The 14322-nt window shown below is 69.1% G+C and carries 9 protein-coding genes and 1 pseudogene; 7 read left to right on the top strand and 3 right to left on the bottom strand.

The features are described 5' to 3' along the window. The first annotated feature begins 341 nt into the window (after positions 1–341). Positions 342–3059, top strand: coding sequence for an aconitate hydratase AcnA (acnA, locus tag R9X44_RS08095; protein WP_319813371.1), 2718 nt, complete (start codon positions 342–344; stop codon positions 3057–3059). Positions 3060–3461: 402 nt separating this feature from the next. Further along, positions 3462–3896: a hypothetical protein gene (locus tag R9X44_RS08090; RefSeq protein WP_319813370.1), complete on the top strand. Its 435-nt coding sequence runs from the start codon at positions 3462–3464 to the stop codon at positions 3894–3896. 37 nt (positions 3897–3933) lie between these two features. Here the strand turns inward: R9X44_RS08090 and idi are convergent, their stop codons facing one another. Continuing rightward, positions 3934–4500 carry an isopentenyl-diphosphate Delta-isomerase gene (gene idi, locus R9X44_RS08085; RefSeq protein ID WP_319813369.1) on the bottom strand — a complete coding sequence of 189 codons (567 nt, stop codon included), beginning with the start codon at positions 4498–4500 and terminating at the stop codon, positions 3934–3936. Between the two features lie 142 nt (positions 4501–4642). Between idi and dxs the strand changes: the two genes are divergently transcribed. The 5 genes from dxs to R9X44_RS08060 all read left to right on the top strand — a co-directional run bounded on the left by dxs (position 4643) and on the right by R9X44_RS08060 (position 11227). Beyond that, positions 4643–6523 (top strand): 1-deoxy-D-xylulose-5-phosphate synthase, encoded by a 1881-nt coding sequence (gene dxs, locus R9X44_RS08080; protein ID WP_319813368.1) that lies wholly within the window; start codon positions 4643–4645, stop codon positions 6521–6523. A 92-nt stretch (positions 6524–6615) separates the two neighbouring features. Further along, on the top strand, positions 6616–8103 hold the full coding sequence (locus R9X44_RS08075) for an amino acid permease (RefSeq protein WP_319813367.1): 1488 nt from the start codon (positions 6616–6618) through the stop codon (positions 8101–8103). Between the two features lie 34 nt (positions 8104–8137). Next, on the top strand, positions 8138–9454 hold the full coding sequence (locus R9X44_RS08070; protein WP_413774916.1) for an FAD-dependent oxidoreductase: 1317 nt from the start codon (positions 8138–8140) through the stop codon (positions 9452–9454). Positions 9455–9567: 113 nt separating this feature from the next. After that, a complete protein-coding gene (locus R9X44_RS08065) occupies positions 9568–9936 on the top strand; it encodes a hypothetical protein (RefSeq protein ID WP_319813365.1) in 369 nt (122 codons plus the stop codon). A 124-nt stretch (positions 9937–10060) separates the two neighbouring features. Then, on the top strand, positions 10061–11227 hold the full coding sequence (locus tag R9X44_RS08060) for a hypothetical protein (protein ID WP_319813364.1): 1167 nt from the start codon (positions 10061–10063) through the stop codon (positions 11225–11227). Positions 11228–11781: 554 nt separating this feature from the next. Here the strand turns inward: R9X44_RS08060 and R9X44_RS08055 are convergent. After that, a pseudogene (locus R9X44_RS08055) lies at positions 11782–12135 on the bottom strand (DUF779 domain-containing protein); the annotation flags it as partial. Between the two features lie 591 nt (positions 12136–12726). After that, positions 12727–14244: an aldehyde dehydrogenase family protein gene (locus R9X44_RS08050; protein ID WP_319813586.1), complete on the bottom strand. Its 1518-nt coding sequence runs from the start codon at positions 14242–14244 to the stop codon at positions 12727–12729. Positions 14245–14322: the final 78 nt, after the last annotated feature.

Here is a 14322-nt window from a genome sequence, read left to right as displayed (position 1 = left end):
GATATATCTAGAACACTCGCGTTGAAAGGGGTGGGCCGCCGGTTTTCCCCATGATCACGGAGCGTTGCCTACCCGCAAGTAACTTGATGTCAAGACAAATCGGGGATACCTTGACGTCGAGAGAAAAAGTGACGGAAGTTAGGCCGACCTGAGTTCGGGCCCGCTTCGGGACTAGGGCAGGATTCAGGGGGGAGGACCCGACGCACCGGACCGCGAAGGCAGGCAGCGCACCGGTGTCCCTCCCCGCAGCGCCCAGGTAGACGAGGTAAGGCGCGCCTCGGAGAGCCGGCAGTAAACGGTCGGCCGGTCGTGAGATCGGTTCATGTAGGAGGAGACGGAACGTGTCCGCGAACAGCTTCGGCAGCAAGAGCGAGCTGCGGGTAGGCGAGAAGACCTACGAGATTTATCGGCTGGACGCGGTCGAGGGCTCGTCCCGCCTTCCGTACAGCCTCAAGGTTCTCCTGGAGAACCTGCTGCGCACCGAGGACGGCGCCAACATCACCGCCGACCACATCCGGGCGCTCGGCGGCTGGGACCCCAACGCGCAGCCCGACACCGAGATCCAGTTCACCCCCGCCCGGGTGATCATGCAGGACTTCACCGGCGTCCCCTGTGTCGTGGACCTCGCCACCATGCGCGAGGCGGTCCGCGACCTCGGCGGCGACGCGTCGAAGATCAACCCGCTGGCCCCCGCCGAGATGGTCATCGACCACTCGGTCATCGTGGACAACTACGCCTCGGGCAAGGCGTTCGGCCTGAACATGGCCGTCGAGTACGAGCGCAACAACGAGCGCTACCAGTTCCTGCGCTGGGGCCAGACCGCCTTCGACGAGTTCAAGGTCGTGCCCCCCGGCACCGGCATCGTGCACCAGGTGAACATCGAGCACCTGGCCCGCGTCGTGTTCGACCGGGGTGGCGTCGCCTACCCCGACACCTGCGTCGGCACCGACTCCCACACCACGATGGAGAACGGCATCGGCGTCCTTGGCTGGGGCGTCGGCGGCATCGAGGCCGAGGCCGCGATGCTCGGCCAGCCGATCTCCATGCTGATCCCGCGCGTCGTCGGCTTCAAGCTGACCGGCGAGCTGCCCTCGGGCACCACCGCCACCGACCTCGTGCTGACCATCACCGAGATGCTGCGCAAGCACGGCGTCGTCGGCAAGTTCGTGGAGTTCTACGGCGCGGGCGTCGCCGCCCTGCCGCTGGCCAACCGGGCCACCATCGGCAACATGAGCCCCGAGTTCGGCTCCACCTGCGCGATCTTCCCGATCGACGGCGAGACCACGAAGTACCTGCGCCTCACCGGCCGCTCCGAGGAGCAGATCGCCCTTGTCGAGGCGTACGCCAAGGAGCAGGGCATGTGGCTCGACCCCGAGGCGCAGCCGGACTTCTCCGAGCACCTCGAGCTCGACCTGTCGACGGTCGTCCCGTCGATCGCCGGACCCAAGCGCCCGCAGGACCGCATCGAGGTCTCCGGCGCGAAGGACGCCTGGCGGCGCGACGTCCTCAACTACGTCAAGGACGACATCGACGAGGCGGGCATCGAGTCCTTCCCCGCGTCGGACTCCCCGGCCGTCAGCGGCAACGCGCGGCCGCACAAGAGGGTCCCGGTCACCCTCGCCGACGGCACCTCCTTCGAGATCGACCACGGCGTGGTGACGGTCGCGGCGATCACGTCGTGCACCAACACCTCGAACCCGTACGTCATGGTCGGCGCGGGCCTGCTCGCCAAGAAGGCCGTCGAGAAGGGCCTCACCCGCAAGCCGTGGGTGAAGACCTCGCTGGCCCCCGGCTCCCAGGTCGTCACCGGCTACTACGAGCGCGCGGGCCTCACCCCGTACCTCGACAAGATCGGCTTCAACCTCGTCGGCTACGGCTGCACCACCTGCATCGGCAACACCGGCCCGCTCGAGCCGGAGATCTCCAAGGCGATCAACGACAACGACCTCGCCGTCACCGCCGTGCTGTCGGGCAACCGCAACTTCGAGGGCCGCATCAGCCCCGACGTGAAGATGAACTACCTGGCCTCCCCGCCGCTGGTCATCGCCTACTCGCTCGCGGGCACGATGGACATCGACATCCTCAACGACCCGATCGGCACCGGCTCCGACGGCGAGCCCGTCTACCTCAAGGACATCTGGCCGGACCCGGCCGAGGTCGCCGAGGTCGTCGAGAGCTCGATCTCCCAGGACCTCTTCGTCAAGGACTACGCCGACGTGTTCGCCGGCGACGCCCGCTGGCAGGGCCTTGACATCCCCACCGGCGACACCTTCGAGTGGGACGAGAACTCCACCTACGTCCGCAAGGCCCCCTACTTCGACGGCATGCCCGAGACCCCCGCGCCGGTCTCGGACATCACCGGTGCTCGGGTCCTGGCGAAGCTGGGCGACTCGGTCACCACCGACCACATCTCGCCCGCGGGCAACATCAAGGTCGGCACCCCCGCCGCCCAGTACCTCGAGGCCAACGGCGTCGCCGTCAAGGACTTCAACTCCTACGGCTCGCGCCGCGGCAACCACGAGGTCATGATCCGCGGCACCTTCGCCAACATCCGGCTGCGCAACCAGCTGCTCGACGGCGTCGAGGGCGGCTACACCCGCGACTTCACCCGGGAGGGCGCGCCGCAGTCGTTCATCTACGACGCGTCCGCCAACTACATCGCCGCGGGCGTCCCGCTGGTCGTCCTCGCGGGCAAGGAGTACGGCTCCGGCTCCTCGCGCGACTGGGCCGCCAAGGGCACCGCGCTGCTCGGCGTCAAGGCCGTCATCGCCGAGTCCTACGAGCGCATCCACCGCTCGAACCTCATCGGCATGGGCGTCATCCCGCTCCAGTTCCCCGAGGGCCAGACCGCCGAGTCCCTCGGCCTCACCGGCACCGAGACCTTCGAGATCACCGGCATCGAGAAGCTCAACGAGGGCGCCACCCCCAAGACCGTCAAGGTCAAGGCCGACGGCAAGGAGTTCGACGCGGTCGTCCGCATCGACACCCCCGGCGAGGCGGACTACTACCGCCACGGAGGCATCATGCAGTACGTCCTGCGCAGCTTGATTTCGCAGTAAAGCGGGACTGTCACGAAGCCGTCGTCTCGGTGCATCCGAGGCGGCGGCTTCGCCGCGAGCGGCCGCGCCCCCACCCACGCGTAGCGTTCTGATAGCGGGACCCCTCAGAGTGATCGGGCGCGCCGTCGTCTGGACCGGAGGTCTGTGAGCCGCCAGGCGAGCAGGCCGGAGGGAAGACGGCGGCTTGAGGCGCCCTATCACCGGCCGAGCGGAGCGAGGCCCGAACAAACGCTGTCAAGGGGAGGGGTGGGTGTGCTGTACGGCACAGGGATTTTCCCGGCTGTTGGGGGTTGATTAAGCTTGGTGAATCCTCATAATCCGGCTTAAGCGGGATTCGCACAGCCCCGGCGGTCGAGTAAAGACCGGTGTCAGGTCGGCACCTGTCTCGTGGGAGGGAACCGCATGCAGGCGATCAGCGTGAAGCAGCCGTACGCCTGGGCCATCGCCCGGGGACATCAGCGGCTGGTCAACCAGGACCACGGTACGGCCCATCGTGGAACGGTCCTGGTGCACGCCGCCATGCGCGTCGACCTCGACTCGCGGGCGCTGCCGCGGGTGCGCGAGGCGGGCTGGTCGCCTGCGGATCCGCTGGCGACGCTCGGCGCGGTGATCGCGGTCGCGAACCTCACCGGCGTGTGCGTGCCCGGCGCGGTGTGCGAGTGCGGCCCGTGGGCGGTGCTCGGCGACCACCACTGGACGCTGGAGGGCATCAGGCCGCTGCGCCGTCCGATCGTCGCCGTCGGCTACCAGGGCGGCCTGTGGACGGCTCAGCCGTCGCTGGTCGCCGAGGTGCGCGCGATGCTCCCGGAGCCCGCTGAGCGGCTTCTCACGGGCTGACCGGGGCGCTCCTCCCGGCCAGGGCCGGGCGACGCCGTCACCAGGCGATGGCGGGCGGGAGCAGCTTCTCGTCGGCCTGCTTCCACGTCAGCGGCTTGCCGAGCTTCACCAGGTGGACCATCTGGTCGAGGAACCACGGGGAGGCGAGCGGGTCTTCACGCAGCGCCTTGACGCCTTCCCAGTCGCGCCACTGGATGTCCTCGACCTCGTCGCGGTCCAGCAGCGGCTCGGCGTCGACGGACGCGCGCACGACGGGGCACCACTCGTGCTCGACCACGCCGTTCATCTCGGCCCGGTAGACGAATTCCGGCAGGACCAGAGTGATGTCACTGACGGTAAGGCCGAGCTCACTTTTGACGCGGCGCGCGACGGCCTCGCGCAGTGACTCGCCGGGGGCCGGGTGGCCGCACGCGCTGTTGGTCCACACCGACGGAAAACTCGCCTTGTGGTGGGCTCTCTGGCTGATCAGGACGCGTCCCGAGGCGTCCACGAGGTAGGAGGAGAAGGCAAGATGGAACGGAGTGGTTTGGTGGTGACTCTCCGCTTTCGGGGCTGTTCCTATGGCATGTCCTGCTTCGTCCAGAAGTACTATCTTCTCTCCCATATGAAACTTCTTCTCCTTGCTCTCCGTGTTCGGCGAAGCGGCATTAAACTCTGGGCAACCATAAGCCGCAGGGGCCTGCCTCCGGGAGGCGTTCGGGTGACCGAAAGTCACGGGCCTCGGTTCGCAGAGGAGATGACCCAGCTTGAGCCTGCTTGAGTCCATCAACGGTCCGGACGACCTCAAACGTCTTGACGCCGCGAGCCTCCCCGCACTCCACTCCGAGATCCGCGAGTTCCTGGTCGACGCCGTCTCCAAAACCGGCGGACACCTCGGACCCAACCTTGGCGTCGTCGAACTCACCGTCGCCCTGCACCGGGTCTTCGACTCCCCCCGTGACCGCATCCTGTTCGACACAGGCCACCAGGCGTACGTCCACAAGCTCCTCACCGGGCGCAAGGACTGGGGCGGCCTCCGCCAGAAGGGCGGCCTGTCCGGCTACCCCTGTCAGGGCGAGTCCGAGCACGACATCATCGAGAACTCCCACGCCTCCACCGCCCTGTCCTACGCCGACGGCCTCGCCAAGGCGTTCGAGCTGCGCGGCGAGACCGACCGGCGCGCGGTCGCCGTCGTCGGCGACGGCGCGCTCACCGGCGGCATGTGCTGGGAGGCCCTGAACAACATCGCGGGCGCGGACCGGCCGGTGATCATCGTCGTCAACGACAACGGCCGCTCCTACTCCCCGACGATCGGCGGTCTTGCCAGCCACCTGGCCGATCTGCGCGTCACCCAGGGTTACGAGAAGGCGCTCGACCTCGTCAAGAAGACAGTCCCCAAGGTACCCGTGGCCGGGGAGCTGGCTTACGAGGCGCTGCACGGCATCAAGAAGGGGCTGAAGGACATCCTCCAGCCCCAGGCGATGTTCGAGGACCTCGGCCTGAAGTACATCGGCCCGATCGACGGCCATGACGAGCAGGCCGTCGAACGCGCGCTGCGCAAGGCGCGCGACTTCGGCGGACCCGTCATCGTGCACGCCATCACCCGCAAGGGCGAGGGCTACGGCCCCGCGCTGGAGAACGTCGAGGACCACATGCACGGCGCGGGGTCGTTCGACCCGCGCACGGGCAAGTCCGCGCCCTCCTCCACGCCCGGCTGGACCAAGGTCTTCTCCCAGGAGATGGTCGAGATCGGCGCGGAGCGGCCCGACGTCGTCGCGATCACCGCGGCGATGCTGCACCCCGTCGGCCTCGCCGCCTTCGCCGACGCCTACCCCGACCGGATCTACGACGTCGGCATCGCCGAGCAGCACGCGGCGACCTCCGCGGCGGGCCTCGCGCTCGGCGGGCTGCACCCGGTCGTCGCCATCTACGCAACCTTCCTGAACCGCGCGTTCGACCAGGTCCTGATGGACATCGCGCTGCACAAGCAGGGCGTCACCTTCGTGCTCGACCGCGCGGGCGTCACCGGCAACGACGGCGCGTCGCACAACGGCATGTGGGACCTGTCGATCCTGCAGCTCGTGCCCGGCATGCACATCGGCGTGCCGCGCGACGGCGCGCGCCTGCGCCGGCTGCTGCGCGAGTGCCTGGAGATCACCGACGCCCCCTCGGCGATCCGCTTCCCCAAGGGCCCGGTCTTCGAGGACCTGCCCGCGATCGGCTCGCTCGGCTCGATGGATGTGCTCGCCGAGGGCGCCCGCCGCGATGTCCTGATCGTCTCGGTCGGCGCGATGGCCGCGTGCGGCGTCGACGTCGCCCAGCGCCTCGCCGCCTCCGACATCGACGCGACGGTCGTCGACCCCCTGTTCGTCAAGCCGCTCGACCCGGCGCTCGCCTCGGCCGCCGCCGACTACAAGCTCGTCGTCGTCATCGAGGACAACGGACGCACCGGGGCCGTCGGCGACGCCGTCGCCAGGCTGCTGCGCGACTCGGGCGTCGACACCCCCATCCGCACCTACGGCATCCCGCAGGAGTTCCTCGACCACGCGGGCCGCGGCGAGATCATGTCCGAGATCGGCCTCACCGCGCCCGACCTCGCCAAGGAGATCACCGACTCGTTCGCCAAGCTCACCGAGAAGAGGGCATGAGCGAGAAGCGGACTGTGCTTTAGCACGGCGTAGACCACCTCCTTGTTACGGTTCGTGTTCTAGGTAACACGAACCGTAATGAGGGGTGACCGGTGGCGTCGAGCCTTTTCCGCGCGAAGACGGTCGAGCAGTCCGTCAGGGAGACCAGGGAGCCGGGCCACCGGCTGCGCCGCGACCTGTCGGCACTCGACCTCGTCGTCTTCGGCGTCGGCGTCATCATCGGCACGGGCATCTTCGTGCTCACCGGACGCGTCGCCCGCGAGTACGCGGGACCGGCGGTCGCCGTCTCGTTCGCGATCGCCGGGATCGTGTGCGCGCTTGCCGCACTCTGCTACGCCGAGTTCGCTTCCACGGTTCCGGTGGCGGGCTCGGCCTACACGTTCTCCTACGCCACGCTCGGCGAGCTGCCCGCCTGGATCATCGGCTGGGACCTGATCCTGGAGATGGCGCTCGGCGCGGCGGTCGTGGCCGTCGGATGGTCGGGGTACTTCACCTCGCTGCTCGAGACGCTCGGGATAGACCTGCCGCCGACGTTCGCGGGGGAGGACGCCAGGTTCAACATCCCGGCGGTCTGCATCGTCGCGCTCGTCACGTTCATCCTTGTCGCCGGGGTGAAGATCTCCTCGCGCGTCAACGGGATCATGGTCCTGGTGAAGGTCGCGGTGGTGCTGCTCGTCATCGTCGCGGGCGCGTTCTCGATCAAGCTCGCCAACTACCGGCCGTTCATCCCGCCCGCGGTCTCCACCGAGGAGGTCGAGGGCATCCGCGCCCCGCTGGTGCAGCTGCTGTTCGGGATGACGCCCGTCGCGTTCGGGTGGCTCGGGGTGTTCAGCGCGGTCGCCATCGTCTTCTTCGCCTTCATCGGCTTCGACGTCGTCGCCACCACCGCCGAGGAGGCGCACCGGCCGCAGCGCGACCTGCCGATCGGCATCCTCGGCTCACTCGGCATCTGCACGCTGCTCTACGTGCTCGTCTCGCTCGTCGTGGTCGGCATGCAGCACTACAGCGACCTCAGCGAGTCCGCGCCGCTCGCCGACGCGTTCCGCGCGGTCGGCCAGCCGTTCTTCGCGGGACTCATCAGCGTCGGCGCGATCTTCGGGCTGACGACCGTCGTGCTCATCCTGCTGCTCGGCCAGAGCCGTGTCTTCTTCGCGATGAGCCGCGACAGGCTGCTGCCTGAGTCGCTGGCGCGGGTCCACCCGAGGTTCGGCACCCCGGCGCGCTCCACGATCCTCATGGGCACGATCGTCGCGCTGCTCGCCGGGTTCATCCCGCTTTCCGCCCTCGCCGAACTCGTCAACATCGGGACGCTCTTCGCGTTCGTCGTGGTGTCGCTCGGCGTCATGGTGCTGCGGCGGACCAGGCCGGACCTGCCCCGCTCGTTCCGCACGCCATGGGTCCCGGTGGTTCCGATCCTGTCGGTCCTCGCCTGTGTTTTCGTCATGCTGAACCTTCCGGCGGAGACCTGGATCCGATTCATCATCTGGATGCTGCTCGGATCCGTCATTTACTTCGCCTATGGCAGGCGGCACAGCCGATTGGCACGATCCAGCAGCCCCGACGGCAAGTCGGTGATCTAGCTCACATGGTCGTATGCGGTCGGTCGTGTGCACAATGCCCGGTGTGACCGACTTTACTGTCGCCGTCGTAGGCGCCGGCCCCGCGGGCCTCTACGCCGCCGAGGCACTGACCAAAGGCGGCGTCCGCGTTGACGTCTTCGACAGGCTCCCCACCCCCTACGGGCTCGTGCGCTACGGCGTCGCGCCCGACCACAAGTCGATCAAATCCATCGCCCGGTACCTCCAGCGCGTCCTGGAGCATCCCGCGGTGCGGTTCTTCGGCTGCGTCGAACTCGGCAGCGACATCACCCGCGAGGAACTCCTCTCGTGTTACGACGCCGTCGTCTACAGCACCGGGGCCATGGTCGACCGCCGCCTCGGCGTCCCCGGCGAGGACCTGACGGGCTCGGTGGCCGCCACCGACTTCGTCAACTGGTACTGCGGCCACCCCGACGCCGCCGGATACTCGTTCGACCTGTCCGTCGAGGAGGTCGCCGTCATCGGCGTCGGCAACGTCGCGGTCGACGTCGTCAGGATCCTCGCCAAGACCGCCGAGGAGCTCGCCGAGACCGACATCCCCGTCGCGGTCCTCGACGCGCTCGCCGCGAGCCGCGTCAAACGCGTCCACCTCATCGGCAGGCGCGGGCCCGCGCACGCCAAGTTCACCACCAAGGAGGCGCGCGAGCTGGGCGAACTGCCCGCGGCGTCGGTGTCGGTGCGGCCCGAGGACCTCGAGCTCGACGCCGAGAGCCTCGCCCTCGAGGCGGCCGACCGGCACGTGCGCGGCAACCTCGCCGCCATGCGCGCCTGGACGGGTCCGCCGGATGAGGGCCGCGACCGCAGGATCGACCTCAGGTTCTGGCGGGCTCCTGTGGAGATCACGGGGACCGACCGGGTCGAGGGGCTGCGGCTCGAGCGCACCGAACTCGTCGACGGAAGGGTCCGCGGCACCGGCGAGTTCGAGACCCTGCCCGTCGGGATGGTCGTCCGTTCCGTCGGCTACCGCAGCGTCCCGCTCGACGGCGTCCCCTTCGACGAACGCGCCTCGGTGATCCGCAACGAGAAGGGCAAGATCGCCGAGGGCGAGTACACCGCGGGGTGGATCAAGCGCGGACCTTCGGGCGTCGTGGGCACGAACAAGTCCGACGCGGCCGAGACCGTGGGGGTTCTGCTGTCCGAGTTGGGTGCCCGACCGAGGCCCGTAACGGACATCGAGTCTGTTCTGGCATCAAAGGGAGTCGAATTCGTCACCTATCAGGGCTGGTTGGGTCTGGACGCGGCCGAGATGGCACTGGCAAAGTCTCTTTCGCGAGGAGAAAGGGTCAAGTTGGGCACTTGGGACGCCATGCGTGCCGCCTGTCCACCCCACTGACCACATCGGCGATTCGCACGACCATCGGGGCACAACTGAACACGCCTTTGACACTGGTCGAATCAACCGGGAAGTGGTGAAGCATGTCCCTTCTGGACACCAGGTTTCCCGCCATGACGGGCGGACCGAGGCTGTGGGGCTTCCCCGCGCCGCAGCACGTCCCGCAGCTGGGCTGGCTGGGCGCGGACTACTCCGCGCAGCTCGTCCATGATCTGGAACAGGGGCTGCTCCGCCAGGATCCAGGGACCCATGTCATCGCCGTGAAGTGCGAGGGAGCCCCCCTGCTGAAGAGCGGCGGCGTCGACGTGAGCGGAGCGGTCCGCGCGTACGACGCCGCGTTCTCCCTGGAGATCCTGCTGTCCGACGGGCTCGGCCGCTCGTGGCGGCTGCGCGGCCGCTGGACGTATGTGGGCAGGGACCTCGGCACGTTCAGAGCGCATATAACCCATTACTGGGAGTTGTTCACGGCCGATCTGGTCTAATAACGAGATTTCGGTTGTGTTACCCGGTCATCTTTCCGTAAATGACCGACCAAGAAGGTCTTTCCCCTGGTTCTTCGCTACTTACCCTGAAACGGTCATGTGCCAAGGGACTGGGGGATTTTTCGTGGACGCTGCGCAGCTCGCCCGACTGCACGAGGTGCGGCCCTTCCCGGCCGTCTCGATCATCATGCCGACCCACCGCACGCGGCCGGAACGCCAGCAGGACCGCATCCGCCTCAAGGTCCTGCTTGACGAGACCCGCCAGCGGCTCACCGACTACGAACTCGACCACGGCGTCGCCGACGAGGTCATGCGCAACCTCGAGAAGGCCGCCGAGCAGGTCGACTTCGAGCGGACCGCGGAGGCGCTCGTCCTGTTCGCCGCCTACGGGGGCGAGACCCACGCGTTCGTGCTGCCGGGCGTGACCGTCAGCGAACGCGTCATCATCGACGACACGTTCGCCACCCGCGACCTCCTGGCGATGCTGGAACGCACCTGGAGCTACTACGTCCTCGTGCTGTCCGAACAGCCCACCCGCCTGTTCTCCGGCGAGGGCGAGCGCTGCACCGAGGTGACCAACGCGCTGTTCCCGCTCAGCCTTGACGAGACGGTTCCGGAGGAACAGGGCGGTCCCACGCCCGCCAACCGGGTGCAGAACCGCATCCAGGTCGACCGCAAGCAGCAGTTCGTGCGGCAGATCGAACGCAACCTCACCGAACTCCTCAAACGCGACGACAGGCCGGTCATCGCCGTCGGCGTCAACCGGGCGCTGGCGTTCCTGCGCGAGCACACCAACGGACGGATCGCCGAGGCCATGATCGGCACGGTCGAGGGCGCTTACGAGAAGGCGACCCCCGCCGAGATCTCCCGGCTCGTCGCACCCGTCCTGCACGGGGAGAACCGCAACGTCCGCGAGGAGGCACTCGCCGGGATCGACGACGCGCGCTCGGGCCGCCGCTTCGCCGCGGGCCTCGAGGAGTGCTGGGAGCTCGCCCACCAGGGACGCGTCAAGCAGCTCCTCGTGGAGGACACCTTCTTCGCCCCCTCGCGCACCCACGAGGGCCGCCTGCACGTCCTTTCCGAGGGCGGCGCGGTCGAGGGCGGCGCAGCGCCCGCGCCGGAACTCGGCCTCAACGAGGAGGCGACCGACGAGGCGTTCCGCGGCAAGTTCGTCAACGACGCCGTCGACGACCTCATCGAAGCCGTCCTGCGCCACGACGGCCACGCCACCTTCGTCAACGACGGCTCCCTGTCCGCCCACAACCGAGTAGCCGCCATCCTCCGCTACTGACCCACCCACCCCACCCCCGCCCGGATCCCCAAAGCCCGGCCAAAGCGACCGGTCCCGAACGGTTCCCCGGACCCGGGGCAAAGCGCCAGGTCCCGGTCGGCTCCCTGAAGGCGGTGCCGAGCGTGACCGCTCCGAACGGATCCCCGACCGGCGCAAAGCGGCCGGTCCCGGTCGGATCCCTGGAGGCGGGGGAGGGCGGCCGGTCCCGGTCGGACCCACGGAGACCCGGGGGAGGGCGGCCGGTCCCGGACGGATTCCCGGAGGCGGGGGAGGGCGGCCGGTCCCGGTCGGACCCAGGCAAGGCGGCCGGTCCCGGACGGATCCCCGGAGGCGGGGGAGGGCGGCCGGTCCCGGTCGGACCCACGGAGACCCGGGGGAAGGCGGCAGGTCCCGGAGGTCGGGGGAGAGGGCGGCCGGTCCCGGTCGGGTCCACGGACCCGGGGCAAAGCGGCAGGTCTCGGACGGATCCCCGGAGGCGGGGGAGGGCGGCCGGTCCCGGTCGGGTGAGGGAGGGGTAAGGCGTACGTTTCGCCGGTGGGGGGCGGTGGGGCGGCGTCGAGCGCGGCCAGCTCGTCCTCGGTGAACAGCCGGGACCGCAGCAGGAACCGGACGCCCTCGGGGGCCTCGACCGAGAACCCGCTGCCCCGGCCGGGGACCACGTCAACGGTCAGATGGGTGTGGCTCCAGTAGGCGTACTGCGCGGCGCTGATCCAGAACGGCACACCGTCCCCGACCTCGCCGAGCAGCAGGTCTGCGCCGCCCACCTGGAACTCACCCCGTGGATAGCACATGGGCGAACTCCCGTCACAGCACCCTCCGGACTGATGGAACATCAGCGGCCCGTGCGTCTCGGCAAGCCGACGCAACCACCCCGCCGCCTCCTCCGTCACCCCAACCCGCTCCACCATCCCATCCTCCTTCTCACAAACCACTCACCCACGCTTCCCCACCCAAACCCCGACCCCACCCACCTCCCAAATCCGCCCGGCTCCCGTCCCGGCTCCTCGAATTTGCCCAGGCTCCCGGGCCGCCCAGGCTCCCGGGCCGCCCAGCTCCCGGGCCGCCCAGCTCCCGGGCCGCCTGGCTCCTGAATCCGTTCGTCTCCCCGAATCTGCCCGGCTCTCGGGCCGCCCGGTTCCCCGAATCCGCTCGGCTCCCGGGGTGCTCAGCTGCCGAATGCGCTCAGCTCCCGGGCCCCTCGGCTCCCGGGGCCGCTCGCCTCCCTGAATCCGCTCAGCTCCCGGGGCGCTCAGCTGCCGAATCCGCGCGGCTCCCTGAATCTGCCCGGCTCTCGGGCCGCTCGCCTCCCTGAATCCGCTCAGCTCCCGGGGTACCCAGCGGCCGAATCCGCTCGGCTTCCGGGCCGCTCGGCTTCCCTGGGGCCGCTCGGCTCCGGAATCCGCGCGGCTCCCGGGGGCGGTCGGCTCTGGGGGAGTTCGGGCAGGTCTTGAAGAGTCGGGCGGTTTGGTGTTGTGGGGTCGGGTGGTTTGGGGGAGGGGTCAGAAGAAGCCGAGGCGTTGGGGGGAGTAGGAGACCAGGAGGTTCTTGGTCTGCTGGTAGTGGTCGAGCATGGCGCGGTGGTTCTCCCTGCCGATGCCGGACTGCTTGTAGCCGCCGAAGGCGGCGTGGGCGGGGTAGGCGTGGTAGCAGTTGGTCCAGACGCGGCCCGCCTTGATGGCGCGGCCGAGGCGGTAGGCGGTCGAGCCGTCGCGGGTCCAGACGCCCGCGCCGAGGCCGTACAGGGTGTCGTTGGCGATCCGCAGGGCCTCCTCGGTGCTGTCGAAGGTCGTGACGGACACCACGGGGCCGAAGATCTCCTCCTGGAAGATCCGCATGTCGTTGGTGCCCTTGAAGACCGTCGGCTCGATGTAGAAGCCGCCCTCGAGCCCGGGGACCGTGCGCGGCCCGCCTCCGGTGAGGACCTCCGCGCCCTCCGCGCGCCCGATGTCGAGGTAGGACAGGATCTTCTCGTACTGGTCGTTGCTGGCCTGCGCGCCGACCATGGTCGCCGGGTCGAGCGGATCGCCCGCGACGATCGCGCGGGTGCGCTCGATCGCCCGCTCCATGAACGCCTCGTAGATCGAGGAGTGCACGAGCGCGCGCGACGGGCAGGTGCACACCTCGCCCTGGTTGAGCGCGAACATCACGAACCCCTCGACGGCCTTGTCGAGGAAGTCGTCGTCGGCGGCCATGACGTCCGGCAGGAAGATGTTCGGGCTCTTGCCGCCGAGCTCGAGCGTGACCGGGATGATGTTCTGCGCGGCGTACTGCATGATGAGGCGGCCCGTGGTGGTCTCGCCGGTGAAGGCGACCTTCGCCACACGCGGGCTGGACGCCAGCGGCTTGCCCGCCTCCACGCCGAACCCGTTGACCACGTTGATGACGCCGGGCGGCAGCAGGTCGGCGATCAGCTCCACGAGCAGCAGGATCGTGACGGGGGTCTGCTCGGCGGGCTTGAGCACCACGCAGTTGCCGGCGGCCAGCGCGGGCGCGAGCTTCCAGGTGGCCATGAGCAGCGGGAAGTTCCACGGGATGATCTGCCCGACCACGCCCAGCGGCTCCTGGAAGTGGTAGGCGACGGTGTCGTCGTCGAGCTGGCTGATGCCGCCCTCCTGCGCCCGGATCACGCCCGCGAAGTAGCGGAAGTGGTCGACCGCGAGCGGCAGGTCGGCGGCCAGCGACTCCCGCACCGGCTTGCCGTTCTCCCATGTCTCGGCGACCGCGAGGTATTCGAGGTTCTCCTCAATGCGGTCGGCGATGCGGTGCAGGATCAGCGAGCGCTCGGCGACCGAGGTGCGGCCCCACGCCTCGGCCGCGGCGTGCGCGGCGTCGAGCGCGAGGTCCACGTCGGCGGCCCCGGAGCGCGCCACCCGCGTGAACACCTGGCCGTCCACCGGACTCGGGTCGTCGAAGTACCGCCCGTCGACCGGCGGCACCCACTTCCCGCCGATGAAGTTGTCGTACTGCGCCGCGAAACTGACGACCGCCCCGTCCTGCCCGGGATGCGCGAACACCATGACGTCCTCCTCGACATCTGTGACCTCCCTCACCCTCCCTCCCCCACGTTGGCAAAACGTTGGCGCCCCGCCCCCACC

This window comes from Actinocorallia sp. A-T 12471 (assembly GCF_033875155.1).
In the GTDB taxonomy this organism is placed as follows: domain Bacteria; phylum Actinomycetota; class Actinomycetes; order Streptosporangiales; family Streptosporangiaceae; genus Actinocorallia.
This window is presented reverse-complemented; position numbering and strand designations above follow the sequence as displayed.

Excerpts from the sequence above, each read along its gene's own strand:
- idi (WP_319813369.1), bottom strand. The coding sequence starts at position 4,500 with ATGGGAGAGAAGATAGTACTTCTGGACGAAGCAGGACATGCCATAGGA.
- R9X44_RS08050 (WP_319813586.1), bottom strand. The coding sequence starts at position 14,244 with ATGGTGTTCGCGCATCCCGGGCAGGACGGGGCGGTCGTCAGTTTCGCG.
- R9X44_RS08065 (WP_319813365.1), top strand. The coding sequence starts at position 9,568 with ATGACGGGCGGACCGAGGCTGTGGGGCTTCCCCGCGCCGCAGCACGTC.
- R9X44_RS08090 (WP_319813370.1), top strand. The coding sequence starts at position 3,462 with ATGCAGGCGATCAGCGTGAAGCAGCCGTACGCCTGGGCCATCGCCCGG.
- R9X44_RS08070 (WP_413774916.1), top strand. The coding sequence starts at position 8,138 with ATGCCCGGTGTGACCGACTTTACTGTCGCCGTCGTAGGCGCCGGCCCC.